This window comes from Akkermansia sp. JRP_AM1 (assembly GCF_049262625.1).
Lineage (GTDB): Bacteria > Verrucomicrobiota > Verrucomicrobiia > Verrucomicrobiales > Akkermansiaceae > Akkermansia > Akkermansia massiliensis.
In genome coordinates, this window is record NZ_CP118234.1 from 2,256,083 (window position 1) to 2,277,567 (window position 21,485).

At 59.9% G+C, this 21,485-nt stretch carries 26 protein-coding genes; 11 read left to right on the forward strand and 15 right to left on the reverse strand.

Annotated features, from left to right (window positions below):
* Positions 1 to 32: 32 nt before the first annotated feature.
* Together PVA48_RS10760 and PVA48_RS10765 are read left to right on the forward strand one after the other, a co-directional pair.
* Positions 33 to 404 (forward strand): hypothetical protein, encoded by a 372-nt coding sequence (locus tag PVA48_RS10760; RefSeq protein ID WP_180975131.1) that lies wholly within the window; start codon positions 33 to 35, stop codon positions 402 to 404.
* Positions 401 to 802 (forward strand): hypothetical protein, encoded by a 402-nt coding sequence (locus PVA48_RS10765; protein WP_146020088.1) that lies wholly within the window; start codon positions 401 to 403, stop codon positions 800 to 802. Before PVA48_RS10760 ends, PVA48_RS10765 begins: the two co-directional genes overlap by 4 nt.
* Before the next feature lie 146 nt (positions 803 to 948).
* Here PVA48_RS10765 and PVA48_RS10770 read toward each other — a convergent pair whose 3' ends face one another.
* The 5 genes from PVA48_RS10770 to PVA48_RS10790 all read right to left on the reverse strand — a co-directional run bounded on the left by PVA48_RS10770 (position 949) and on the right by PVA48_RS10790 (position 5,872).
* Positions 949 to 2,313, reverse strand: coding sequence for an efflux transporter outer membrane subunit (locus PVA48_RS10770; RefSeq protein ID WP_022396969.1), 1,365 nt, complete (start codon positions 2,311 to 2,313; stop codon positions 949 to 951).
* Between the two features lie 30 nt (positions 2,314 to 2,343).
* A complete protein-coding gene (locus PVA48_RS10775; RefSeq protein ID WP_423231721.1) occupies positions 2,344 to 3,708 on the reverse strand; it encodes an ABC transporter permease in 1,365 nt (454 codons plus the stop codon).
* A complete protein-coding gene (locus tag PVA48_RS10780) occupies positions 3,705 to 4,409 on the reverse strand; it encodes an ABC transporter ATP-binding protein (protein ID WP_022396971.1) in 705 nt (234 codons plus the stop codon). Before PVA48_RS10780 ends, PVA48_RS10775 begins: the two co-directional genes overlap by 4 nt.
* Before the next feature lie 66 nt (positions 4,410 to 4,475).
* A complete protein-coding gene (locus PVA48_RS10785; RefSeq protein ID WP_423231722.1) occupies positions 4,476 to 4,697 on the reverse strand; it encodes a hypothetical protein in 222 nt (73 codons plus the stop codon).
* A complete protein-coding gene (locus PVA48_RS10790; RefSeq protein WP_309557202.1) occupies positions 4,691 to 5,872 on the reverse strand; it encodes an efflux RND transporter periplasmic adaptor subunit in 1,182 nt (393 codons plus the stop codon). The genes PVA48_RS10785 and PVA48_RS10790 overlap by 7 nt, the downstream gene beginning before the upstream one ends.
* Before the next feature lie 329 nt (positions 5,873 to 6,201).
* Here PVA48_RS10790 and PVA48_RS10795 point away from each other — a divergent pair, with 329 nt between their 5' ends.
* Positions 6,202 to 6,348: a hypothetical protein gene (locus tag PVA48_RS10795; RefSeq protein WP_180975132.1), complete on the forward strand. Its 147-nt coding sequence runs from the start codon at positions 6,202 to 6,204 to the stop codon at positions 6,346 to 6,348.
* A 455-nt stretch (positions 6,349 to 6,803) separates the two neighbouring features.
* Here PVA48_RS10795 and PVA48_RS10800 read toward each other — a convergent pair whose 3' ends face one another.
* Genes PVA48_RS10800 through PVA48_RS10815 form a run of 4 tightly spaced genes read right to left on the reverse strand, consistent with a single transcriptional unit; the run spans position 6,804 to position 9,654 of the window.
* Positions 6,804 to 7,214, reverse strand: a complete 411-nt coding sequence (locus PVA48_RS10800) for an NUDIX domain-containing protein (RefSeq protein WP_102727967.1) — start codon at positions 7,212 to 7,214, stop codon at positions 6,804 to 6,806.
* A 25-nt stretch (positions 7,215 to 7,239) separates the two neighbouring features.
* A complete protein-coding gene (locus tag PVA48_RS10805; protein ID WP_423231723.1) occupies positions 7,240 to 7,716 on the reverse strand; it encodes a metallophosphoesterase family protein in 477 nt (158 codons plus the stop codon).
* Positions 7,713 to 8,690: an RsmB/NOP family class I SAM-dependent RNA methyltransferase gene (locus PVA48_RS10810; protein ID WP_102727969.1), complete on the reverse strand. Its 978-nt coding sequence runs from the start codon at positions 8,688 to 8,690 to the stop codon at positions 7,713 to 7,715. The genes PVA48_RS10805 and PVA48_RS10810 overlap by 4 nt, the downstream gene beginning before the upstream one ends.
* A 4-nt stretch (positions 8,691 to 8,694) precedes the next feature.
* Positions 8,695 to 9,654, reverse strand: coding sequence for an ROK family protein (locus tag PVA48_RS10815; RefSeq protein ID WP_022396977.1), 960 nt, complete (start codon positions 9,652 to 9,654; stop codon positions 8,695 to 8,697).
* Positions 9,655 to 9,877: 223 nt separating this feature from the next.
* Here PVA48_RS10815 and PVA48_RS10820 point away from each other — a divergent pair, with 223 nt between their 5' ends.
* From PVA48_RS10820 to hemC, 7 genes are all read left to right on the forward strand, one after another.
* Positions 9,878 to 10,702 carry a TraR/DksA family transcriptional regulator gene (locus PVA48_RS10820; protein WP_180975133.1) on the forward strand — a complete coding sequence of 275 codons (825 nt, stop codon included), beginning with the start codon at positions 9,878 to 9,880 and terminating at the stop codon, positions 10,700 to 10,702.
* Between the two features lie 33 nt (positions 10,703 to 10,735).
* Positions 10,736 to 10,909 (forward strand): 50S ribosomal protein L33, encoded by a 174-nt coding sequence (gene rpmG, locus PVA48_RS10825; RefSeq protein ID WP_022396979.1) that lies wholly within the window; start codon positions 10,736 to 10,738, stop codon positions 10,907 to 10,909.
* A 33-nt stretch (positions 10,910 to 10,942) separates the two neighbouring features.
* Entirely contained in the window at positions 10,943 to 11,188 is a 246-nt protein-coding gene (gene rpsR, locus PVA48_RS10830) for a 30S ribosomal protein S18 (RefSeq protein ID WP_022396980.1), read from the forward strand.
* 107 nt (positions 11,189 to 11,295) lie between these two features.
* A complete protein-coding gene (gene folE2 / locus PVA48_RS10835; protein ID WP_102721342.1) occupies positions 11,296 to 12,090 on the forward strand; it encodes a GTP cyclohydrolase FolE2 in 795 nt (264 codons plus the stop codon).
* A gap of 21 nt (positions 12,091 to 12,111) precedes the next feature.
* The gene (gene ccsA / locus PVA48_RS10840) at positions 12,112 to 12,870 is read left to right on the forward strand and encodes a cytochrome c biogenesis protein CcsA (protein WP_022396982.1); all 759 of its coding nucleotides are present in this window, start codon (positions 12,112 to 12,114) and stop codon (positions 12,868 to 12,870) included.
* 20 nt (positions 12,871 to 12,890) lie between these two features.
* Positions 12,891 to 13,892: a glutamyl-tRNA reductase gene (hemA, locus tag PVA48_RS10845; RefSeq protein ID WP_240454337.1), complete on the forward strand. Its 1,002-nt coding sequence runs from the start codon at positions 12,891 to 12,893 to the stop codon at positions 13,890 to 13,892.
* A complete protein-coding gene (gene hemC / locus PVA48_RS10850) occupies positions 13,882 to 14,817 on the forward strand; it encodes a hydroxymethylbilane synthase (RefSeq protein WP_180971773.1) in 936 nt (311 codons plus the stop codon). The genes hemA and hemC overlap by 11 nt, the downstream gene beginning before the upstream one ends.
* Before the next feature lie 382 nt (positions 14,818 to 15,199).
* On the opposite strand, the gene PVA48_RS10855 is transcribed toward hemC, so the two are convergent.
* From PVA48_RS10855 to PVA48_RS10880, 6 genes are all read right to left on the reverse strand, one after another.
* Positions 15,200 to 15,556: a DUF488 domain-containing protein gene (locus PVA48_RS10855; RefSeq protein ID WP_102721345.1), complete on the reverse strand. Its 357-nt coding sequence runs from the start codon at positions 15,554 to 15,556 to the stop codon at positions 15,200 to 15,202.
* Positions 15,557 to 15,731: 175 nt separating this feature from the next.
* Positions 15,732 to 16,394 (reverse strand): autotransporter outer membrane beta-barrel domain-containing protein, encoded by a 663-nt coding sequence (locus PVA48_RS10860; protein ID WP_423231724.1) that lies wholly within the window; start codon positions 16,392 to 16,394, stop codon positions 15,732 to 15,734.
* Positions 16,384 to 17,259 carry a hypothetical protein gene (locus PVA48_RS10865; RefSeq protein ID WP_423231725.1) on the reverse strand — a complete coding sequence of 292 codons (876 nt, stop codon included), beginning with the start codon at positions 17,257 to 17,259 and terminating at the stop codon, positions 16,384 to 16,386. Before PVA48_RS10865 ends, PVA48_RS10860 begins: the two co-directional genes overlap by 11 nt.
* Positions 17,256 to 18,563 carry a hypothetical protein gene (locus tag PVA48_RS10870; protein ID WP_423231726.1) on the reverse strand — a complete coding sequence of 436 codons (1,308 nt, stop codon included), beginning with the start codon at positions 18,561 to 18,563 and terminating at the stop codon, positions 17,256 to 17,258. Before PVA48_RS10870 ends, PVA48_RS10865 begins: the two co-directional genes overlap by 4 nt.
* 480 nt (positions 18,564 to 19,043) lie before the next feature.
* Positions 19,044 to 19,745, reverse strand: a complete 702-nt coding sequence (locus PVA48_RS10875) for an epoxyqueuosine reductase (RefSeq protein WP_102721347.1) — start codon at positions 19,743 to 19,745, stop codon at positions 19,044 to 19,046.
* A gap of 70 nt (positions 19,746 to 19,815) precedes the next feature.
* A complete protein-coding gene (locus PVA48_RS10880; protein WP_423231727.1) occupies positions 19,816 to 21,174 on the reverse strand; it encodes an O-antigen ligase family protein in 1,359 nt (452 codons plus the stop codon).
* Positions 21,175 to 21,312: 138 nt separating this feature from the next.
* Here PVA48_RS10880 and PVA48_RS10885 point away from each other — a divergent pair, with 138 nt between their 5' ends.
* Positions 21,313 to 21,471 carry a hypothetical protein gene (locus PVA48_RS10885; RefSeq protein WP_423231728.1) on the forward strand — a complete coding sequence of 53 codons (159 nt, stop codon included), beginning with the start codon at positions 21,313 to 21,315 and terminating at the stop codon, positions 21,469 to 21,471.
* Positions 21,472 to 21,485: the final 14 nt, after the last annotated feature.

Consider the following 21,485-nt stretch of genomic DNA (forward strand, 5'->3'; position numbering starts at 1 on the left):
TCCTCCGCGGCAGGCTGGTGTTGGTGGACGATATGGCACCAGTAGTATCCCTGTTCAAACTGGATCTGGCGGCGGAGAGGCGTGGAAGAGCCCGGCTCCGTGGAGAGTTCCATATCCTTGGCGGGAATGGAAAGGGAGATGGAAGAGTGGGCGTGGAGGTGGAGAAAACAGGTGGCGGGAGCCATGACCTTGAGGTACCCGAACCATTCGTGACGGGTGGGGGAGGAAGCAGTTCGTTTGGGGATAAGGACAGGAGCGGAGAGGCCGTTGACCAGGAAGTCGCCCTGGGGCTGCCCGTTGGGGTACATGGGAATGAAGGGATAGACGGTGTCCATGGCGCCGATGTTGAAAGTGTTGTTCATGGTAATGAAGGTAAAATTATTAAATGGTTGCGGTTACCATGAGAACAAAAACCAGCAAAGTAAACACGCCGGAGACGTCAAAAATATTACCGTCTTTTCCTGAGATAGTAATCACACTCCTAAAAACAGGCAGAAGAGATGACAAATCTCTTCTGCCTGGCATTTCATCAATTAATAACAAGGACAGTGATTGTCTGATTGTTGGTTGCCGGACTTCAACCGATTTTGATGTGCTTCGGTATTCTTTTTACCTGTTGCTGAACATTCTTGCTTCCATTCTCATTTCACAGAATCCAGGTACAGTTTACAGTTGCATGAGGCATCCGTATCAAATGATTTTATTATTTTCCCCTTTTGATTTATTTTCTGTAGAAATGGAGAAGCAAGGAGCTTCAAACCTATGGGCCAAGAGGTTCATCATAATTTCATTTGGTAGCTGAATTTACCGGGAACCGGAAAGTTTTACAGGATCAATGAATGCGAAAACAAGAATCTGACCCGAAAAATCGGCAATTCTCAATTTATTCAACAATCAGAGTCCCGTTTTTCAGAAATGGAAATTCTTGCCTACTTAATGGAGCAGGTTTTACCATCCGCCGCCCAGGGCGCGAGCGAGCTGCACGACGGCTTTGCGGATGTTCTGCTTCATGGTGACCAAGGATTCCTCGGAGCTGAGCCAGGAGCGCTGCGCGGTGATGACGTTCAGGAAGTCCGTCTGGCCGTTGATGTACAGGGTGCGGGAGAGAAGGAAGGCTTCTCTGTTGGCGTTGTTTTCCTTGTGCAGGTATTGCATCTGGGAGGTGTAGTTGCCGTAGGCGATCAGGGCGTCCTCCACCTCGGAGACGGCGGTGATGAGCGTCTTGCGGTAGGTTTCCGCGGCTTGTTCCGCCGCGGCTTTCTGGGCGCGCACCGTGGCTCTCAGGGCTCCGCCCTGGAACAGGGGCTGGAGCAGGTTGCCGCCCAGGGACCACGCGTTGTTGTTTTCCCGGAAGAGCTGGCCGAAGTCTCCGCCGCGGCTGGAGAGGGATCCCGTCAGGCTGAAGCGGGGGTACAGGTCCGCCACGGCTACGCCTACGTTGGCTACGGCCACGTGCAGGTCCGCTTCAGCGGCGATGACGTCGGGCCTGCGCCGCAGGAGTTCGGAGGGGAGGCCGACCGGCACGACGGGCGTTTTTTCAAAGACGGAGGCTTTGGGGAGCGTCAGCTCCACGCGGGAGTTGTACGTGCCCAGCAGCACAGAGAGCTGGTTTTTGGCGGAGGCCACCTGTGCTTCCAGCGCCGGGATGCGGCTTTCCGTGGAGGCGACGGTGGAGGTGGCCTGTTCCACGTCCAGGCGGGGGGCGAATTCCGATTTGTAGCGTTTTTCCGCAATGGTGAGGGTGTTGCGTTGGATTTCCAGCTGTTCCCGGGCGATGCGGAGCTGTTCGCAGGCGGTGATCCAGTCAAAGTAGGCCGTGGCGACGTCCGCCAGCAGGGCCGTGCGCACGGCGCCCGCGGAGGCTTCCGTAGACATGAGGGAGGCGCGGTAGGCCTCAATGGAACGCCGGTTGCCGCCGAAGAGGTCCAGCTCCCAGGAGGTGGACGCCCCCAGGGTGAAGTCCTGGGAGGTGGAGCTGCGGAAGCCCCGGTCCGGGGACAGGCTCCAGCCGGCGCTGGCATCCGCGGAGGGCAGCAGGGAGGCCTGGGAGACGCGGAGCCTTTCCCTGGCTTCCCGGATGCGGAGCAGGGCTACCTTCATATCCGGATTGTTGTTGAGGGAGGCGGAGACCAAGCGGTTGAGCTGGGGGTCCCCGAAGATGTTCCACCAGGAGCGCAGGTCCTTGTCAGAGCTGCGGGGGGGCCTGCTCTCCGCCCAGGCGGCGGGGAGGTCGTTGGCCGGCGGCCGGAAGTCCGGGCCTACCATGCAGGAGCTCAGGCAGCATGCGGCCAGGAGAGGGAGATGTTTGAACATGGATGACATGGGAAAGGAAGAAGTAAGGTGTTATTCGTGTCGCAGGGCGTCGATGGGGTCCATCTTGGACGCCTTCCAGGACGGATACCATCCGAAGGCCAGGCCGATGAACACGGAGACGCCCACCGCCAGGGCCATGGCTTCCGGGGAGGAGGCGGTGGCCCAGTTCATGGTGCGGCTGACGATGATGGAGATGGCCTTGCCGAGCGCGATGCCCAGCGCGCCGCCCACCACGCAGAGCAGAACCGCTTCCAGCAGGAACTGGCGCATGATGTCCTGCGGACGGGCGCCCACCGCCATGCGCAGGCCGATTTCCTTGGTGCGCTCCGTGACGGAGACGAGCATGATGTTCATGATGCCCACGCCGCCTACGACCAGGGAGATCATGGCCACGATCATCAGCAGGTTGGTCATTACCTCCGTGGTGCTGCTCATGGCGCGGGACATTTCAGCCATGTCCCATACCCGGAAGTCGTCCAGCTGGCCGTCCTTGAGGTTGTGCTTGGCGCGGATGACTTCCGTGATCTGGTCGATCGCCTCGGAGGAGCGCTCCGGGTCCGCAATCTGCGCCATGATGGAGTCAATGTTGTTGAAGCGCCGCGGGTGGGGGGCGTCCGTGTAGGGCTGGTCCGTGGTTTCCGTGTAGTAATCCACGGAATTGGCGGTGTATTTGTCCGCCCGGTTGAAGGTGGTGGTGGATTTGCCGGAGGAAGTGGAGGCGGAACCGCCGCCCAGGCCCTGGAGGCGGTAGCGGATGCTCGTCCAGGGCAGGATGATGAAGTCGTCCTGGTCGCGGCCCATCATGTTGGCGCCCTTTTTCTGGAGGATGCCGATGACCTTGAACATGACGTTCTTGATGCGGATGTCCTTGCCCAGCGGGTCTTCATCCCCGAAGAGCTCCCTGGCTACCGTCTGGCCGATGACGCACACGCGCCTGGCCTGCTCCACGTCTTCCTCGGAGAAGGGCTGGCCGCGGTCCATGTCATACCAGCTCTTGATTTTCAGGTATTCCACGGAACCGCCTTCCACGGTTTCCGGGCTCCAGTTCTTGTTGCCGTAAATGACCTGGCCGCTGGCGCGCACTACGGGCGTGGCGCGCAGGACCATGGGGCAGTCCTTCGCGATGGCCTCGCAGTCCGCGTTGGTCAGGGAGGCCCGGCCGCCTGCGCCGGTATTGACGCCGCTCTTGGAGATGGCGCCGGGGCGGATGTTCAGCGTATCCGCCCCCATGGAGGCGATGGTGTTTTTAATCTGGAGCGTGGACCCCTGGCCGATTTCCACCATGGCGATCACCGCTGCAATGCCGATGATGATGCCCAGAATGGTGAGCGCCGCGCGCATGGGGTTGCGCACCAGGGCCTTGATGCAGGTTTTAAGGAGGGGAAGGAATTTCATACGTCGTCTTTGCTTAGCGTGTCGGAAATCCCTTCGCAGATGAGGCCGTCCGCCATGTTGATGGCCCGGTCCGTGAAGGCGGCTATTTTGGGGTCGTGCGTCACCAGGATGACCGTGATTCCCTGGCGGCGGTTCAGGTCCTTGAACATGTGCAGCACTTCCTTGGAGGTGGTGGAGTCCAGGTTCCCCGTGGGTTCGTCCGCCAGCAGGATGCTGGGGTTGTTGATGAGGGAGCGGGCGATGGCTACGCGCTGCTGCTGGCCGCCGGAGAGCTGGGCCGGGGTGTGGTCCATGCGGTCGGAAAGGCCCACCAGGTTCAGCAGCTCCACCGAACGCTCACGCATGGCCTTCATGCTGAGGGTGGGGTGGGCGTACACGGCGGGCATCATCACGTTTTCCAGGGCGGTGGTGCGGGAGAGCAGGTTGAAGTTCTGGAAGACGAAGCCGATGCGCTTGTTCCGGAGCGTGGCGCGCTCTGCGGCGTTGAATTTGGCTACGTCTTCCCCGGCGATGTAGTAATGGCCGGAGGTGGGGCGGTCCAGGCAACCCAGGATGTTCATCAAAGTGGACTTTCCGGAACCGGAAGCCCCCGTGAGGGAGACGAATTCCCCCTCCTTGATGTCCAGGGTGATGCCCTTGAGCACTTGAAGGTCTATTTCCCCCAGGTGGTACACCTTGGTTATGTCACGTAAGCGGATCACGTTGTTGTAGTGCTTGAAGCGGTAAAAAGGAATGGTTGAGCGGGTGGATGGAGGCGTTTCCCCGGATCAGGGAGGCGGGGGCGGGCCGCCGTTGCCGGAGGCGGAGGGAGCCTTCGTGTTGCCTGTGCTCGGCTTGCGGCGCGGCGGCATCTTGGGCGCGAACGGATTTTCCCCGCCGGCGGAGGCGGAAGCTTCGTCCTCCGAGTTGCCGGAGCGGTTCAGTATCTGCGCCGTGGAGACGATTTCCATGCCTTCCCGGAGCGTTTCTCCCGTGATGGCCGTCAGCATGCCGTTGCTTTCCCCCTGGTGACCAGGTGGGGGTAAAGAAGATTGTCCCGCAGTTCCCAGACCACGGCTTTTTTCTTCTGGCCGTTTTGGGCGGGAGCGGCCAGTTCCGGCTGCATCCGTTCAAAGGCCGCCTTCTGCTCGGCGCTGACCAGTTCCGTTTCCGGACGGAAGCGGAGCGCGGCGTTGGAGACGAGGAAGGCGTCCCGGATGTCCTCCACCACGAATTGGACGTTTGCCGTCAGGTAGGGGATGAGGAGCTTGTCCGGGTTGGGCACGTCAATGTCCACGATGTAGGTGACCACGTTGGAGGTCATAGTGGCGTCCAGACGTATCTTGTCCACTGTTCCCTTGAATTTGCGGCCGGAGAAGGCGTCCACGGTGAACAGGACTTCCTGCCCTTTGCGGATGCTGCCGATGTCCGCCTCATTCACGGCGGCCCAGATTTTCAGCTTGGAAAGGTCTGTGGCAATGTAAAACAGGCTGGAGGCGCTCATGCTGGAAACCACCGTCTGGCCTATGTTGACCAGGCGCTTGACCACCACGCCGTCCACCGGGGACTGGATGGTGGTGTATTCCAGGTTGCGCATTTCCTTCTTAAGCGCGGCTTCCGCCTGTTTCAGAGAAGCTTCCGCTTCCTGCAGGGAGGCTTCCGCCACGGCCACGTTGGCGCGTGCGGTCTCTTCATCCGCAATGTACTGGTCGTAGCTGGACTTGGAAAGGGCATCCCCTGGCCCCAGCTTTTCCGCGCGTTCGCGGTCCAGCCTGGCCTGCTGGTGCTTGGCCTTGGCCTGCTGGATGTCCGCCTTGGCGCGGGCGATTCCGGCGATGGCCTGCGCCTTGGAGGCTTCCGCACGCTGAACGTCCAGCTGCACGGGCAGCTTGTCAATTTCCGCGAGCATCTGGCCCGCCTTCACCGGGCTGGAATAATCCACCACCTTGCCGTCCAGATCCTTGCCGAACTCCATGATGATGCCGCTGACCTGGGCGCCCACGTCCACCAGTTCATCAGGTTCCGTGACGCCGGTCGCGTCAATGGTGATCATCAGGTCCCCCTTCTCAAGAGGCTCTGTCTGGTAGTCCACCTGGATCGCTTCGTTCCCCTTCCACTGTTCCCAGGCGAACCAGATGCCTCCGAGAACGGCAATGACGATGATGAGTTTGATGAATCCCTTCACGACTATAATATACTTCGCAATAATGAAAAAGTTGCACAGATGTTAAAAACTTTTTCGCAACAGGGCGTGATCCTACCATGATTTCCGGAAATGTCTAAGGGTTTATTTTGTTCGTTAACAGTTGTTATTTATAAACTAACAATATTACATTATCGTAATGGACTGTCCCTTTTTTATGGATTTGTAAGAATATGGAGGAAGGCCGTTTCCGGAATGGTCCCAGGAATGAATTGATAACCATCGTGTTTCATCCATGGGTAAAAATTGGCACGCTTCTTGCTGGATACAAGATGAAGGATCGCACGATCCGGAAACAACCAATCAACCATATGTACAAGAACGATTTATTTGACCTGATGTTCAGGCTGCTTCATTCCTTCTGCCGTTCCTCCCGGCCGCCCCGGAAGGAGCGGGAGCGGAAGGCCCGGAAATATTTGAAGGCCATGGTGGCGAACGCGCGCATGCGTTCCTTTTAAGCGCGTGTGCGCTTCCTGCCAGGAAATGCCGTGGGGCGCAGAGGTGCGGGGAAAAGCAATAAAAGCAGCCGTGCCGGAATGCTTTGATTCCGGTGCGGATTCAAGAGGGGCCATCGGGAAAACAGGCCCCGGCGGGGTTCCCGGCTGCAAGGGAAAGAGAAAGACACCGCTGCACCGTCTCTGGCTGTGAGCCACGTTCCCGTGCCTCAATAGAGCGGGGACTTCCGCCGCTGTTTTGACTTTTCCGGTATAGGACATAGTCAGCCCTGCGTCGGGGCTGCCCCCATTAGGTTGTAATATCGGTTCGGGCCACTTTGCCAGGTAATGACGAGTGCAGCAGCCACCACCTTATATACCCCAGAAGGGGGAATGATCCAAGGTGTTTTTGGAATCTTTTCAGACATGCGCAGGCAATCCTCCGCGGAGTGGTTGAAGCTGAACGGGCTGCCGTTTTGTCAGCGGTTTTCTTCCATCCACTGCCTTAAAACGGGGAGGTCTGCGGGAGCCCAGGGCAGTTTTTCCAGCATGCGGCCGGAGAAGAAGCCCAGGCTTTCGTGTTCCAGGGGCCGGGGCAGGGCGCAGGGCTCCAGACGGCACAGGAAGGGGATGAGGCGGATGATGCGTTCCCTTTCCCGGTGCCGGACGGGGGTGAGCATGCGGACGGGATGGACGGCGCATCCCAGTTCTTCCCGTATTTCCCGGATGATGGCGTCCCGGGCGTTCTCTCCGGGTTCCACCTTTCCGCCGGGGAATTCATAAAAAAGCCCGTTGGACTGCCCCGCTTTCTTTTTGGCTCCCAGGAGAAGGGTTCCTTGTGCGGAGGGCAGTTCAATCAGGGCGCAGCAGACGTCCAGGATGTTCATCATGCGTTGAAATCCAGAGAATGCAGGTTCATGATGCGGGAATCCGTGTCCAGAATGCCGAAGCCGATGCGGCCGGTCCTGCCCTGGAGTTCCCCGGATTGGCCAGCAGGCACCCGCGGTACATTTCCCGCACGGCCTGGTGGGTGTGGCCGTACAGGGCGGCGTCCACACTGCCGCTGCGCGCTTCCTGCATGGCGTATTTGGGATAGTGGGAGAGGGAGAACTTCATGCCGTACCTGGTGAGCAGGACGTGTTCCGGGTGCAGGCGCGCCGCCGGGGAGCAGACGGCCAGTTGGCGCATAATGGCAAGCTCGTAGTCGTTGTTGCCCGGAACGGCGTCCAGAGGGAGGCCCCACGTCAGTTCAATCAGGCGCTGGAAGCTCTCCGGGGTGGTGCAGTCGCCCAGGAACATGAAATGTCCGCAGTCCAGCAGGCGCATCTGGCGCATCGCAAGCTCCAGGTGGTCCGTGCGGTCGTGCATGTCGGAAAAAACGCCTATCTTCATGGTGTTGGTCGGTTCATGGCATGGATGGGCCAGGCCTTCAATTCGTCCGGCAGGGGAGGCTGGGGCGCATGCTCTCCCTCCCGGCGCAGCAGGCAGGTGAAGCCGCCCGCGCCCGCGCCGTGAAAAGGCATGAGTCGGTAGCAGGCCTCCTGCGTCAGGGCGGAACGGAAAGGCTCCAGCTCCGGCACGGCTGCGGTCCGCAGGTCCGGACAGCGTTTCAGCAGGTACAGGACGTTCCGTTCGTTCTCCTCCGGGGCGTAAGTGCATGTGGTGTACAGCAGATAGCCTCCGGGCGCCAGGCACTGGAGGGCCGCCAGCAGAATGCCCCGCTGCCGCTTGGCGTTGCCCCCGGTGACGGAGGGGTTGAAGCAGCCGGGGTTGGGAATGCCCTTGGCCAGCAGGGATTGACCGCTGCACGGGGCGTCCGCCAGAATGAGGTCAAAGCAGCCCGGGGCCAGCTCCGCCCACTGGTCCGGGCGCAGACGCTGGGTATATACGCCGGTGAAGCCGCAGCGCAGCAGGTTGTGGCGCAGAATGCCCAGGCGCTTCGGGTGCACCTCGTTGGAGACGTGCTCCCGCGGGGCGATCCGCGTCTGGGCCAGAATGCTTTTCCCGCCGGGAGCCGCGCACATGTCCAGGCAGCGTTCCGGCCGGAACGGCAGATGCGCCAGCGGAGCCGTCTCCCAGACGGAAGAGAGGTCCAGGGGATAGTAATAGCCGCGTTCGTAGTCCGGCAGGGAGCCGGGTCTGGCCTCCGCTTCTCCCGCCGGGAGCGCCAGGATGGAAGGGTGGCCCCAGTCCCGCGGCGTTTCCTCCGCCGGCAGGGGCGGCAGGTAGCCTTCCGGAGCTTTCGGGGTGATGACCAGCGCGCTTCTGGAACGGTCCCCTGCCTGCATGGCGTCCAGAAAATCCTGCTCCTGTTCCGCTGTCAGCTCCAGCTTGCGGGTGAGCCTCAGTATTTGGGAGGTGGACACGAGATCAGGCCCGGAACGTTTCGCCGAAATGGGTGTTGAGCGCCAGATGGGCGGACCCCAGGATACCCGCCTCCGTGCCGAACTGGGCGGGGAGGATTTCAAGATGCTCCACCAGCGGAGCGGCAAGCTGGGTCTTCATGATCTCCTGAAGGGGCTGGAAGAGCAGGGTCTTGGCCTTGGCCACGCCGCCGCCGATGATGATGGCCTCCGGGTTCAGGAGGTAGCAGCAGTTCATCAGCGCGCAGGAGAGCTTTACGGCCAGGTCGCGCCAGACCTGCGCGGCTACTTCATCCCCCGCCAGCGCGGCCCGTTCCAGGGCGATGGGGTTGCAGTCCACAATGGCCTTGTCAACGCCGTGGCTGGCATACAGGGTGCGGGCGTCCGCCGCTATTTCCCGGTTGCCCACGTAATCCTCCAGGGAACCGCGGTTGCCGTAATGGCCCAGCCGCCCCCGGTAGTCGATGCTGGTCTGGCCCAGTTCCCCGGCGGAGCAGGTGGCCCCGCGCAGGAGCTCCCCGTTCACGATGAGTCCGCTGCCCACGCCGGTGCCCAGGGTCAGGCAGACCAGGTGCCTTTTCCCCTTTCCGGCTCCCAGCTTCCACTCCGCGTAGGCCATGCAGTTGGCGTCGTTCTCCACGTACACGGGCAGTCCGCAGGCGGCCTGGAGCATGTCCCTTACCGGAACGTTGTTCCAGCCGGGCACGTTGGTGAGCGTATAAACGGTGCCCTGGTAAAAATTGACGAAGCCGGGCATCCCCATGCCGATGGCCTGCACTTCCGGATGGTTCAGCCGCAGCATGTTCACGAACTGGGCGATGGCTTCAATCAGTTGGTCGGGATTGCCGTATTCCTGGGTGGCGATGGAAGGCGCGTGCGCGATCACTTCCGTGCCTTTGACGACCCCCAGCTTGATGGAGGTGCCCCCGAAGTCAATGCCGATGGAGGGAATGGTTGAAGCTGTCATATGGTACCAATATAGAATTTTGCCGGGCATTGAAAAGGTTAAAAGAAGTATGCTTCCGTTAAAAAAAAGGCAGGCGGGGCAGCGGGAAAAATGACTTGTTTCATAGCTGAATTTTCTTGAATGAACATTTGAGCGCTTGTAGTGTCTCATAGTCTAGTCAGTTGGGCGGTTTCGCCCGCTGTTCGTGAAACATCGTCAACCTCAGCCCATAGAGACACCTCCTATGCCTACTCCCAAGAAAACCGATAGCAAGACCGTCGCCAAGGAAGCTCCGGCCCCCAAGAAAAAGACCTGCGGGAAGTCCGCCTGCAAGACCGCTGTAGAGCAGGAGGCTCCGGCCAGGAAAAAGTGCTGCAGGAAAAAGGCCGCTGAACCGGAAAAAGCCGCCAAGCCCGCCAAAAAGGCCGCTGCCCCCGCGGCTGCTGTGGAAAAGAAGACGGAACCGAAAACGGCCCGGAAGGCCCCGGCCAGAAAAATCGCTTCCTCCCCCGCCGCCCCGGCTCCCGCTGCCGCAAAGAATGAATTGACGGATGAGCAGACGGAAGCCATCGCCGCCGCCAAGGCTGAACTGGCCGCCAATCCGGAATGGGAACCCTTTGTGCAGATGCAGCGCCAGCATCTGATGGACCTGCGCGACAGGGCCCTGGACAACATGAGCGGCGTGGCCCGCGACACCCTCCGGAACCATCCGGAAGGCAGTGAAGCCTCCGGCTCCGGAGAACACCAGGCAGATGCCGGGAGCGACGCCTATGACCGCGACTTTGCGCTCAGCCTGCTTTCCAAGGAACAGGACGGCCTGTATGAGATTGAACAGGCGCTCGCCCGCATTGACAACGGAACGTACGGCATCTGTGAAATGTCATACAAGGTCATTCCCATCCTGCGGCTGGAGGCCATTCCCTTCGCGCGGCTCACGGTGGAATGCCAGGCCCAGTGGGAAAAGGAAAAAGGGCAGAACGCCCGGTTCCGCCCCAGAGTGGCCCTGGGCTTTGCGGGAGGACAAAATGATGTAGATTTATCTGTTTCTCTTGACGATGACGAAGAATAGTGTATAAATCCTCCCCCGTAACACATTTTCATCATGCCAAGAGACATCATCATCCTCGAATGCACCGAGGCTAAAGCCGAAGGAAAGCCTACGTCCCGCTACGTCACCACGCGCAACAAGAAGAGCCTGCGTACCCCCGGCCGCCTGGAAAAGGTTAAGTACAATCCTTTCCTGAAGCGCCGCACGCTTCATCGTGAAATGCGTTAACCGCGGTCCAGCTCATCGATTATCTTTATTACTATGTCCACTGAACCCAAGACTGTAGAACGTCGTATTCGTTTCCGCACGTGCAATCGCCAGATGCCGCGCCGCCGTCTCGACATCCCGATGGATCAGGTCGATCTGCTCAACCCCGATTTCCTGTCCAAGTTCACCTCTGAAACCGGCAAGATTCTTCCCCGCCGCGTGACCGGGCTGTCCGCCAAGATGCACCGCAAGGTGACCCGTGAAATCAAGCGGGCCCGTTCCATCAACCTTCTGCCGTAACAAGCCCCAAGGAAATCTCTTTCGGTAGAAATTGTCTTTGCAGGCGGGAGTTTGTCCGGTAACAGGGCAGACTCCCGCTTTATTTCCAGCCAACATCCTCCTTCCGCATGCAGGAACTGAAAGATACCCAGTCCGAGACGGATACGCGCAATATCTCCATTGACCGGGTGGGCGTCAAGGGGCTGCGCTTTCCCATCCAGATCCAGGACAAGCTCAACCGCATCCAGTCCACCGTGGCGACGGTTTCCCTGGCGGTGGACCTGCCGGAGGAATTCAAGGGCACGCACATGAGCCGCTTTGTGGAGGCCCTGCACCAGCACGGCCCCCTGCTGGACGTGCATACGGCCCTGGCCATTCCCCGGGAACTGCTCCGCCGCCTGTCCGCGCGCCGCTCCCATGTGGAAATGGAGTTTCCGTTCTTCCGCGCCAAAAACGCCCCCGTAACCGGAATTGAAGGACTCATGGACTACGTGGTCCGGTTTGAGATGGAGGCGGAAGCGGATAACAAGCTGGCGGACTTCAAGCTGACGGTGGTCGTCCCGGTGACGACGCTCTGCCCCTGTTCCAAGGCCATGAGCGCCTATGGGGCCCACAACCAGCGCGGGCTGGTCACCTACTCCGTGCGCTTCGCCTCCCGGCCCGTCTGGATTGAAGACCTGATTGACCTGGTGGAATCCTGCGCCAGCTGTTCCCTGTACAGCGTGCTGAAAAGGCCTGATGAAAAATGGGTGACGGAAAAGGCTTATGAAAACCCCGTCTTTGTGGAAGACCTGGTGCGCAACGTGGCGCTGAAAACGCAGAGCCACTCCGCTTTCAGCTGGTACCGGGTGGAGGCGGAAAACTTTGAATCCATCCACAACCACCAGGCGTATGCCGTCATTGAACGGGACCTGCGTTCCTGAGCTGCTTTCCGTACAGGACTTATGAACGACAACTGGTGGGCCATTGCATCTCTCGTCCTGTCCCTGGCTTTTACGGGGCTTGGCTGGCGCCTGCTGGCCTCCGGCCGCCGGTTTTTATACGCCCACCTCTGGATGGCGTGCCTCTTTGCGCTCCAGACGGGGGCGCTTTGCGTCAAGGCGTACCAGACGGGGATGTGCCCCATCCGCGGCGCGTCGGAGGTGCTCTTCTTCCTCTCCTGGACCATCAACCTCTTTTACCTTCTTCTGGGGCGCGCCTACCGCATGTCCGTGCTGGGCATCTTCACCGCTCCGGCCATTGCCGTGCTGACGGCGCTTTCCCTGCTGATCGGCCTGTACGGCGCGGATGTGCAGGGCACGCATGACTTCTGGGTGACGGCGCACGTGGGCGTAGCCATGATGTCCTACGGAGCCGGAGGCCTGGCCGCCGCTGCGGGCGTGGCGTTCTGCATGCAGAACGAATGCCTCAAAAGGCGGCAGATACCCGGCACCTGCCGTCTTCTGCCCCCTATCCGCACGCTGGAAGCCAGCATGAAGCGTCTGGTTCTGGTGGCGTTCCTCCTGCTTCTGGCCGGGGAATGGCTCGGCTGGCAGAGGCATCTCCCCATCAACGGGGCCAAAACCTCCATCGTCATTCTGCTGACGCTGGGCTACAGCATTCTGCTGTGGTTCATCTACCGCCGCGGCATGCCGGGGCGCGCCCTGGCCTACTGCTGTGTGGCCCTCTTTATTGCATCCATGAGCATTTTCCTGGTAAGCTGATGAGAATGGTTTGTTTAGGCTTGAATCACCGGACCGCTCCCGTGGAAATACGGGAGCGCTTTGCCGTGCCGTCCCACAGGCTCCAGGAGGAGGGGCGGCGCATCCGCTCCCTGCCGGACGTGGACCAGTGCGTAGTGCTTTCCACCTGCAACCGCATGGAAATCTACTACTGGTCTGACAGGCCGGAAAGCGCGCAGGAACACATCCTGTCCCACTTCCTGGGAGCGGGCCGCGGGAACGTGGACATGGCCTCCCACTTTTACAGCCATCTGGGGGCGGATGCCCTGGAGCACCTGTGCCGCGTCCTGAGCGGGCTGGACTCCATGGTGCTGGGGGAAACGGAAATCTTCGGGCAGGTGAAGACGGCCTACCAGATGGCGCTGGACGCCGGAGTGACCGCGGCCTGCGCCAACAAGACCTTCCAGAAAGCCTTCACCATCGGCAAGAGGGTGCGGACGGACAGCCAGATTCACGCCGGAGCCACCTCCGTGGGGTCCGTGGCCGTGGAGCTGGCGGAACAAATCTTCGGCGACCTTTCCGGCACCCGCGTCCTCATCCTGGGAGCCGGGGAGATGAGCCGCGTCACGGGCCGCGCCCTGCACGCCCGCGGGGCGGAGGGCATCTATGTAGCCAACCGTTCCTTTGACCGGGCGGTGGAACTGGCGGGCATGATCGGCGGCCAGGCCATCCGGTACGACGTGTGGGGGGACTACCTCAGGGACATTGACGTGGTGGTGGCCGCCACCGCCGCCCCCCACTGCATCATCACCCGGGAGACGCTGCTGCCGCTGCGCGCGCCCCGCAAGTACCGCTCCCTCTTCCTGATTGACATCTCCGTGCCGCGCAACATCTCTCCGGACGTGGCGGATATTGACGAGGTGTACCTCTACGATATCGACACCCTCACCCAGCTGGCGGATGAAGCCAAGCGCAGCCGGGAGCAGGAAGTCTCCCGGTGCGAAGCCATCATCCAGGACAACATCTCCAAATACTTTCCGGACTCCGCGCTTTATGACCAGTAAAAACACCCTTATCATCGGCACCCGCGGGAGCGCCCTGGCGCTGGCCCAGGCGGACATGGTCCGGGCCGCCCTCTCCCTCCGTTATCCGGAACTGGACGTGCGCCGGGAAATCATCCATACCACCGGGGACCGCCGCACGGACGTGCCGCTGGCGGACGTGGCCCGCGTTTCCGGCATCGTGGACAAGGGAATCTTCATCAAGGAACTGGAAACCGCCCTCCTGGAAGGCCGCATTGACGTGGCGGTGCACAGCCTCAAGGACGTGCCCAGCGAGCTGGCCCCCGGTTTCACGCTGGCCGCCGTGCTGCCCCGCGCCGCCGTAGAAGACGTGCTTATTACGAGGGAGCCGGACTGGAACGGCTCCGGCACGCTGGCTACCGGAAGCGTGCGCCGCCGCCTGATGGCGCGCACGTACTGGGGTTCCGGCCTCCGGTTTGAAGACCTGCGGGGCAACGTGCCCACGCGCCTGGCGAAGCTGGCGGAGCATCCCGGCTGGGACGCCGTAATTCTGGCCAGGGCCGGACTGGAACGCCTGGGGCTGTATGCGCCGGAAACCCTCGTGGAGGGGAGGAAGCTCTACATGCGCCCCCTGCCGGTGGAAGCCTTCATTCCCGCCGTGGGGCAGGGCATCGTGGGCATGGAATGCCGCTCTTCCGACCGGGAGACGATGGAAATGCTGGCTGGAATCAGCGATCCGGAAGCCTTCGCCTGCGCTCTGGCGGAACGCGCCTTCCTGGTGCGCCTGGGAGCGAGCTGTTCCACGCCCGTGGGCGTTTACGCCCGTTTGGAAGGGGATGAACTGGTCCTGCGTGCGGCGTACTACGCGCCGGGCAGGGAAGAACCTTTTGCCGTGGTGGTCCGCGGGGACCGGAAGGAGCCCGGGGCCCTCGGCCTTCGTGCGTTTGAAGAATTGGACCTGCGCTGACGGGGTGCGCTCTTCCGCTTTTTCCGGAGCGGACAGGGATAAAAAAAGGTTCCGGACCAAGTCCGGAACCTGAATTAAGCAGAGAGCTCACGGGGAATTAATGTTTTTCCTTGGAGCTTGAGCCTTTATCGCTCATAAACTGCCCGGTTGAAGCATCGCGCTTGACGCGCTGCCCGGTTTTGTTCGTGGTGGTTTCGGAGCGCTTCTTGGAAGAACCGCTTTTGTGATTTCCACCCATGTGGGAACTACTTGCCATGTTGTTTCACCTCCTTTCCATTTTCTTCGCCTGTTCATGAACGAGAGAAGAAATCCGGCCATATCATAGGTCCCTGTGACAGCATTTGGGCCTGTAAACGGCGCTTGTTCAAAAATGCGCGCCTGCTTATGAAGAAGACCGCTGCATAAGATAATCCCTCAGGGCCGCGGCTTCATTGTGGTCCCTCTCCCTGGCGGAATACAGCAGCGTAAGCTTTCCCTTCCGCGCGAGCTGGAGCAGATGGGAAACGGCCTCCTTGTTCCCGTCCAGTTCCTCGTCATACTTCCGGCGGAAGGCGTCCCATTTGGCCGGATCATGCGCAAACCACTGGCGGAGCGCCGTGGACGGAGCCACATTTTTCAGCCATTCATCCCAGGAAGCCTTTTCCTTGGAAATCCCGCGGGGCCAGAGACGGTCCACCAGCACGCGGTAGCCGTCTCCGGTTTCCTTCGGGTCATAAATTCGTTTGATGGTTATATTCATACGAAAAAAGTCTGATGAAGGAATAGAGCGGGCAAGGCTTGCTTTTGTTGAGCTGCGTCGGGACATGCGCCGCCCGATGCCGTGAATGGAAACGGCTTGGTGATGGGGAAAACGGCAAAAAAACGGCACCGTTCCGGAGAGGGGACGGTGCCGGAGAACATGTGGCTGAAGACACTTAAAATTCCATCATAACGCCTGCTCTTCCGCTCTGGTTCAGCTGCCGGTTGCCGGCTTCCAGACTGTAATCCACGCCCGCGCTCCAGTTGCCGGACAGGCTGACATGGAATCCGGCGGAAGCCTCCAGGACGGTACGGCCAGGGTTGACGGCCATGGCCGTCCAGGAGCGGGAGGTTCCACGTACGGAAACATGCGGCGTTTTCCGGTCCAGATCGTGCGCGATTCCCGTGCGGACGTAGCCTGCCGCTTCCCGTCCCAGCAGGGAGCCGTTCCGGTGGAACTCCACCCCCAGGCGACCGCGCAGGACATTCGCGGAGCTGTCTTCCAGATGGTAGGCATGGCGTTCCCCTGCGGCGGTGGAGGCGCTTTGAACGCTCCCCGCGTACTGGAGGCCGGAATAAAGGCCCAGCCGCGTTTTCCGGTTCAGCCTCCTTGTCCATGCTCCCTGTACGTCGAGCAGCCAGGTTCTGTCCTTCCATGAGCTTTCCAGGCGGTCTCCGGCCAGGTCCGGGGAAATAACGCCCCCCTTGCTGCGGGCGGTGCCATAGCCCCCCTGCACGCCCAGAAGCAGGGAATCTTCCGCGTTCACCTGCACGGACCGCGCCAGTTGGAAAAGGGCCATGACGGCGTCCTGGTCAAAGCTGCCCAGGTCATTGTTCACATCGTTCGTCCCGAAGCTCTGGCCGAAGGCGCCCCCGCCGTCCAGACCGGGAAAGATCGTAACTCCCGCCCACGGAATACCCGTGGGAGCGGAAGCGGTAGCCTTCCACCGCGGCCTGGGAGGCCTGGGTGAAATAATCCCCCGTGGCCGTGATCCAGAAAGCCGCGCGCCCGTCCGGCTTCAGCCGTTCTCCCTCCCTGGTTCTGGCGGCCTCTGCAAAACTGCGGAGGCTGCGCACGGCGGTCCACTGGGAATTGCCCTGCACGCCTCCCACGCCGGACGGGGGCCGCCAGCCCCCCGTGTCCGGTCCGGAAGGAACAAGGCCTCTATTCTGTCCGGAAAGGTAATCGAAAAAGGAACCGTCCACGCTGTAGCTCCACCCGTCGGCATCCACCAGCCGCACGCTTTTGGCTCCGTTGACGCTGTCCATCAGCTCCTGCGTCTGCCCCTCATGGGAAAAAATGAAGGGGTGCAATTCATCATAGGGAATGCTGAGGCGGCTGACGTCCAGAACGAACTCCAGGGAACCCGCAAAGGCGGCAATGGAGGAACCTTCCGTAAAATTCCATACGGGATTCTCTTCCGTGGCCGCCGCCATGGAATCGGTCATTCTGACGAGCACGGTATGGACGGCACCCGGCTTCACGGCATGCACGCTGTACTGGCCGTCCATCGTCGTAAAGCCTTCAATGATGAAACTGCTTCCCTGCCATGCATCCAGCGAGCCGCGGATGGCCGTTCCCTCCCCCATGCACAGGCTTCCCTGGTACAATTCCGTGTTGAATCCGTCAATGGAAGCTCCGTCCTTGAAAAAGACGGTTCCGTCCACGGGATAGCCTTCCGCACCGGGCTTGTTGATCGTCAATATGTTCCTGTCGTTCTCCCCCGGATGCCGTCGTAAAAGACCAGGGAGCCGCCGTTCCCGGCGTAAAGGGCGATGCCGGTGGAAAACAGGGAGTGGATGGCATTGGAAGCGCCGCCGCCCCCCAGTGCCGGAACGTGGTCCCTGTTGCCTCGGAAAATGCTGTCCCGCCCGTTGGCGATAATCCGGAGCCGCCCTTCATTCGCAATGGCTCCTCCCTGCGCCAGGGACGCATCTGCGGAAGAAGCGTAATTATCGTAAAAGGAACAATTCACCAGCGTCAGCGTGCAGCCGATAAAATTGTGGATGGCCCCCCCTCCTGATGCCGTCTCCGTCATGGAAGAGACATGGTTGCCGTTAAAGACGCAGGAAACAAGCGTGCCCGTGGACCCGGATTCCAGGTTGAGCGCGCCTCCCCACGCACGGCCTGCGCTGGTGGAATGAGCCGTGCAGAAGGCATAATTCCCTGTAAAAGAGGCATTGCTCAGCTTGATGGAGGCATTGTTATTCAAGTTCACGGCTCCACCGGAGGCTGCATAACCCATGGCGTAATTCCCGTGGAATTCCAGGGCATCCCCTTCCAGGCGCGCCCCGTACGTGGCCATGGAGACGGCGCCTCCCGCCGCCGTGCTCATGCCATTGGCCCCGGCATTCAGGTAAGAAGTGTAATTACCGGAGAAACGGCAGTTGCTCAGGGTAACGGCGCCAAAGCTGGCAATGGCACCGCCGTACTGCTGGGGGCTGTTCAGACACGGTTCATGGAAGGAGACGTAATTATTGGTGAAATCGCACCCCTGGATACTCATCACGGAACCTGCCGCCCCGGCAAGCGCGCCTCCTTCTCCGTCTGTCTGGGAAACCATTCCGTTATTGGAAAAGGAACATCCGGAAAGAATCAGCCTGGCGTTCTCACCGTTGGCGATGGAGCCGCCGGAGGAAGAGGAAAACCAGCTCACGGCGGTATTGAAATTGCCGGTGATGGTGCAGTCGCTGATTTCCAGTGTGCCGCGGTTGTCAAACGCCCTGCTGGTGAAAACCTGGGCGCTCTGCTTGGTGGAGGAGATGGTGTGGTGGCCTCCATTCAGCGCCAGGGAAGTTCCCTGGGAGACGGTGACGGCGCCCCCGTTGCTTGTTACCTCTGCAACGGAACCGTCCCCGCTCAGGTCAAGTACCGTTTCAGTGATGGACTCGTCCTGCCAGTCCCGAACGAGGTCATCCCAGGAAATGGGGCTGGAAGCGGCTGCATGGGGCACGGCCTGTGACAGGAGCAGGGCGGCGAGGAGGGGGAGAGGAAGTCTCGGAGTCATTAATTTGGAATTTGTTCTTGGATTGGGTTTTGCGGCTGTGTCCGCAAAACTTCCCGAAGCCTGGGGGATTTTCAATCCGCAGAGACAGCGTTATGAACTTGAAACCAAGGGTTTATTTCTCTTTCATCCTATTCCTCCTCGTGTCCGGAAAAAGTGAATAAGCGTACCGGATAAGGCTTAAAAAATCTTGCCTTAAATGAATTATTGTTGACAACGGATTGAAAATCCGATGAATACAGAAATTTTATAAAATTACCCTGGGGAGATAAGCTGCTGGACCGGAAGTAACATTGAAGGCCTGCTCCAAAGCATGGGCTAAATGAATGAAGGACGCGGGTTTCCCTTCTTCGTCAGAAACTGTCCGGGGAATTCAAGGGAAATAAACTGGCGCTCCGCGCGGGATAATTGCTTGATTCACATGATTATCCAGTCGCCTGTTTCATTTCAGGAATAGTTCACCGGCATAAATCCTGAAACTCTTTATTTAATATTCCTCTTTTTATATATTTGTGTTCTGGAACAATGCACAAGGCATTTCAGGCAGGTGCTGCATCCATATATGTTAACGATCTCATCTCTTGAAACAGAGATGCTCCAAATTTTACCTTTAAGAACTTTTCTCTCGCAGATATTGACACAAGCGCTGCACCTTCCGCACTTTGGAAATGGAGGTTCATGTAATACCGTTTCCAGTGGAGCATCAGTTAAAACCGTACCGAGACATTGTGCTGCGCCATATTCGGGAGTAATTAACAGGTTGTTTTTTCCAATCCACCCTAATCCGCCAAGTAGCGCGACTGTTTTATGAGGTAATACTGACTCTTTGGTTTCATCATTGAATACGTCATCAGCCACCAGCCCCGTATCGGATTGCGATATGGCTTTATAACCCTTTCCGGCAATGAACCTGGCTAAATCGTCTGCTATTTCCCCCGCCTTATGTTCAGTTTGTGAAAATTCATCATCATCGAAATCGTAATTGTTATCTATCCGCGCTTGTACGTAATCGGGAGTATCAAATACCGTCCTGACATACTCTGCGGTCAGCGGGAGTACAAAGACAATGGCGTTCGGGAGTTGCCTGTTTTGCTTTTCGTCTAAATGGAATATGCTGACAAAACGTATCAGTTCCGCTCCCCGGTTTCTTAATTCGCTTTCTATTTCTTGATTCAAGTATTTCATATTTTCTTTTATCAGAACTTCATTTTAGAAAACGCAGGAACGGGGTTGGCCTGAAAATATCAGGACGCCCCTACTTCCGCCAGGAGGCATCGGGTACGGCTCCGCGGTATTGCAGTGTCAGGATCAGCATCTTGAGCTCGCTGAGGCGCAGGTCGTGTTCCTTCCTGACCTGGGGATTCAGAGAGCCGTGAAACAGCCATTGATCCGTCTGGGCGGACATCAGGCGCTGGGCCGTCAGCGCCATGGACAGGGCCTGCCCCGGAGACTGGGCCGCAATGGCCGCGCTCCAGGAATACAGCATATTACTGTAAATGGTGGTCCAGGCGAACATGCGGTCGTCAAACCTGCCGGGACTCTCCACATAGGGGCGCAGCAGCCTCTCCGCCTCCGCAAGGCGCCCCTGGCGGATGTAAAGCAGGCTTTTGGCCGCTGCCAGGCCGTGATTGCCGGGACTCCGCAATTCCGCCTCTTCCTCCTGCCGTTCCAGTTCCCTGAGCCGCGCCTCGTCTGGAGCGGCAGGACTGCCCACGGCATGCAGGATGCTGCGCCGCACCAGGTCCGGGTCCAGGCTGCTGGAAGCGGCCTCTTCCAGCATGGGAAGCCGTTCGTTGGAGGAAACCGGAACGGGCCGGAGGGAGGCCTTCCAGACCGGGAAAGCCCGGAACGCGTAGCACAGGGCCAGCGCCGCCAGCAGCAGCGCGGCAGAGGCCTGGAACCAGCGTCCGGCGCGCCGGGAGGCCTTCACCCGGGAAAGGGAGGCGGTGCAGGTAATGCCGCAGCACAGGGCGCTGGCGCCCAGCAATGCCGGATTGTGCCAGATGAACTCCCCATAGGCATGGAAGGCGGCGATGCACAGCACGCAGAAGGCCGCCGGCCCCAGGGGATTGGCGCGCTGGCGCTCCCCCGCCAGCTGGAGCACGCTCCGGAAGCCGGAAACGAGGAACAGGGCCAGCAGGGCCAGCATCAGCCCCAGCCCGGCATAGCCGTAGTCGCAGGCGGCCTGCGCGTACTCATGGTGGGCGAAATTGGGGAGGCTGGCCCCGGCAAAAAATTCCGTGGAAAGGTTGGTGAACATCCGGCTGCCGTGGCCGAACCATGGGGCCTGGTCCGCCAGCGCCCACGCCAGTCTGGACAGGTCCAGACGGCTCCCGAAGGAAAACGTATCCAGCAGGGAGGCCAGCTTTCCGGCTCCGTTGGCCAGGTCCAGCACGGCATAAGCCGCTCCCAGGAAGAGAAGCAGAATGAACAGGATGGCCGCCGTATAAAATTTCCTGTTATTGCGGAAAACGCTGGAGGTATAAATGAAAAAGCACAGGGTGACGCCAGCCAGCGCATTCGGAAAGGCGGCGCGGGAACTGCAGGTGAAGGAAACGAGAACGAGCGCCAGCCCCGTGAACAGGCTGATGCCCCATTTCCTGGCGGAAGCCATGCTGTACGCGCAGAGGAAAAATCCCGTGACGGACAGGAAATGAGCGGAAAATTCTTGTACCCGAAGAGCCCGATGTTGCGCAGCTCCGTTCCGAACAGGGAATAATCCGGCCTGAACCAGGAGGCCTCCGTACCCGTCATGTTCTGGTACCCCCACAGCAGGGCGTTCAGCAATCCCAGCGCCGCCGCCAGCACGGGAAGAACGCTCCTTTCCCCATTCCCGGCTCCGGCATACGCCCCCGCCATGAACATGGCCATGGCCGTGACGATGAGGCCCAGGTCCGCCACTCCCTCATAGTAAAACCAGGGTGA

What these genes read in the sequence shown, in the direction of transcription:
- PVA48_RS10880 (WP_423231727.1), bottom strand. Translation starts at nt 21,174, where the DNA reads ATGGCTTCCGCCAGGAAATGGGGCATCAGCCTGTTCACGGGGCTGGCG.
- PVA48_RS10770 (WP_022396969.1), bottom strand. Translation starts at nt 2,313, where the DNA reads ATGTTCAAACATCTCCCTCTCCTGGCCGCATGCTGCCTGAGCTCCTGC.
- PVA48_RS10820 (WP_180975133.1), top strand. Translation starts at nt 9,878, where the DNA reads ATGCCTACTCCCAAGAAAACCGATAGCAAGACCGTCGCCAAGGAAGCT.
- rpmG (WP_022396979.1), top strand. Translation starts at nt 10,736, where the DNA reads ATGCCAAGAGACATCATCATCCTCGAATGCACCGAGGCTAAAGCCGAA.
- PVA48_RS10815 (WP_022396977.1), bottom strand. Translation starts at nt 9,654, where the DNA reads ATGACAGCTTCAACCATTCCCTCCATCGGCATTGACTTCGGGGGCACC.
- PVA48_RS10870 (WP_423231726.1), bottom strand. Translation starts at nt 18,563, where the DNA reads ATGACTCCGAGACTTCCTCTCCCCCTCCTCGCCGCCCTGCTCCTGTCA.
- PVA48_RS10805 (WP_423231723.1), bottom strand. Translation starts at nt 7,716, where the DNA reads ATGAAGATAGGCGTTTTTTCCGACATGCACGACCGCACGGACCACCTG.
- PVA48_RS10855 (WP_102721345.1), bottom strand. Translation starts at nt 15,556, where the DNA reads ATGAATATAACCATCAAACGAATTTATGACCCGAAGGAAACCGGAGAC.
- PVA48_RS10760 (WP_180975131.1), top strand. Translation starts at nt 33, where the DNA reads ATGGCACCAGTAGTATCCCTGTTCAAACTGGATCTGGCGGCGGAGAGG.
- PVA48_RS10765 (WP_146020088.1), top strand. Translation starts at nt 401, where the DNA reads ATGAGAACAAAAACCAGCAAAGTAAACACGCCGGAGACGTCAAAAATA.
- PVA48_RS10775 (WP_423231721.1), bottom strand. Translation starts at nt 3,708, where the DNA reads ATGAAATTCCTTCCCCTCCTTAAAACCTGCATCAAGGCCCTGGTGCGC.
- PVA48_RS10795 (WP_180975132.1), top strand. Translation starts at nt 6,202, where the DNA reads ATGTACAAGAACGATTTATTTGACCTGATGTTCAGGCTGCTTCATTCC.
- hemC (WP_180971773.1), top strand. Translation starts at nt 13,882, where the DNA reads ATGACCAGTAAAAACACCCTTATCATCGGCACCCGCGGGAGCGCCCTG.
- folE2 (WP_102721342.1), top strand. Translation starts at nt 11,296, where the DNA reads ATGCAGGAACTGAAAGATACCCAGTCCGAGACGGATACGCGCAATATC.
- ccsA (WP_022396982.1), top strand. Translation starts at nt 12,112, where the DNA reads ATGAACGACAACTGGTGGGCCATTGCATCTCTCGTCCTGTCCCTGGCT.
- PVA48_RS10800 (WP_102727967.1), bottom strand. Translation starts at nt 7,214, where the DNA reads ATGATGAACATCCTGGACGTCTGCTGCGCCCTGATTGAACTGCCCTCC.
- PVA48_RS10785 (WP_423231722.1), bottom strand. Translation starts at nt 4,697, where the DNA reads ATGCTGACGGCCATCACGGGAGAAACGCTCCGGGAAGGCATGGAAATC.
- PVA48_RS10885 (WP_423231728.1), top strand. Translation starts at nt 21,313, where the DNA reads ATGTTCTGGTACCCCCACAGCAGGGCGTTCAGCAATCCCAGCGCCGCC.
- PVA48_RS10875 (WP_102721347.1), bottom strand. Translation starts at nt 19,745, where the DNA reads ATGAAATACTTGAATCAAGAAATAGAAAGCGAATTAAGAAACCGGGGA.
- rpsR (WP_022396980.1), top strand. Translation starts at nt 10,943, where the DNA reads ATGTCCACTGAACCCAAGACTGTAGAACGTCGTATTCGTTTCCGCACG.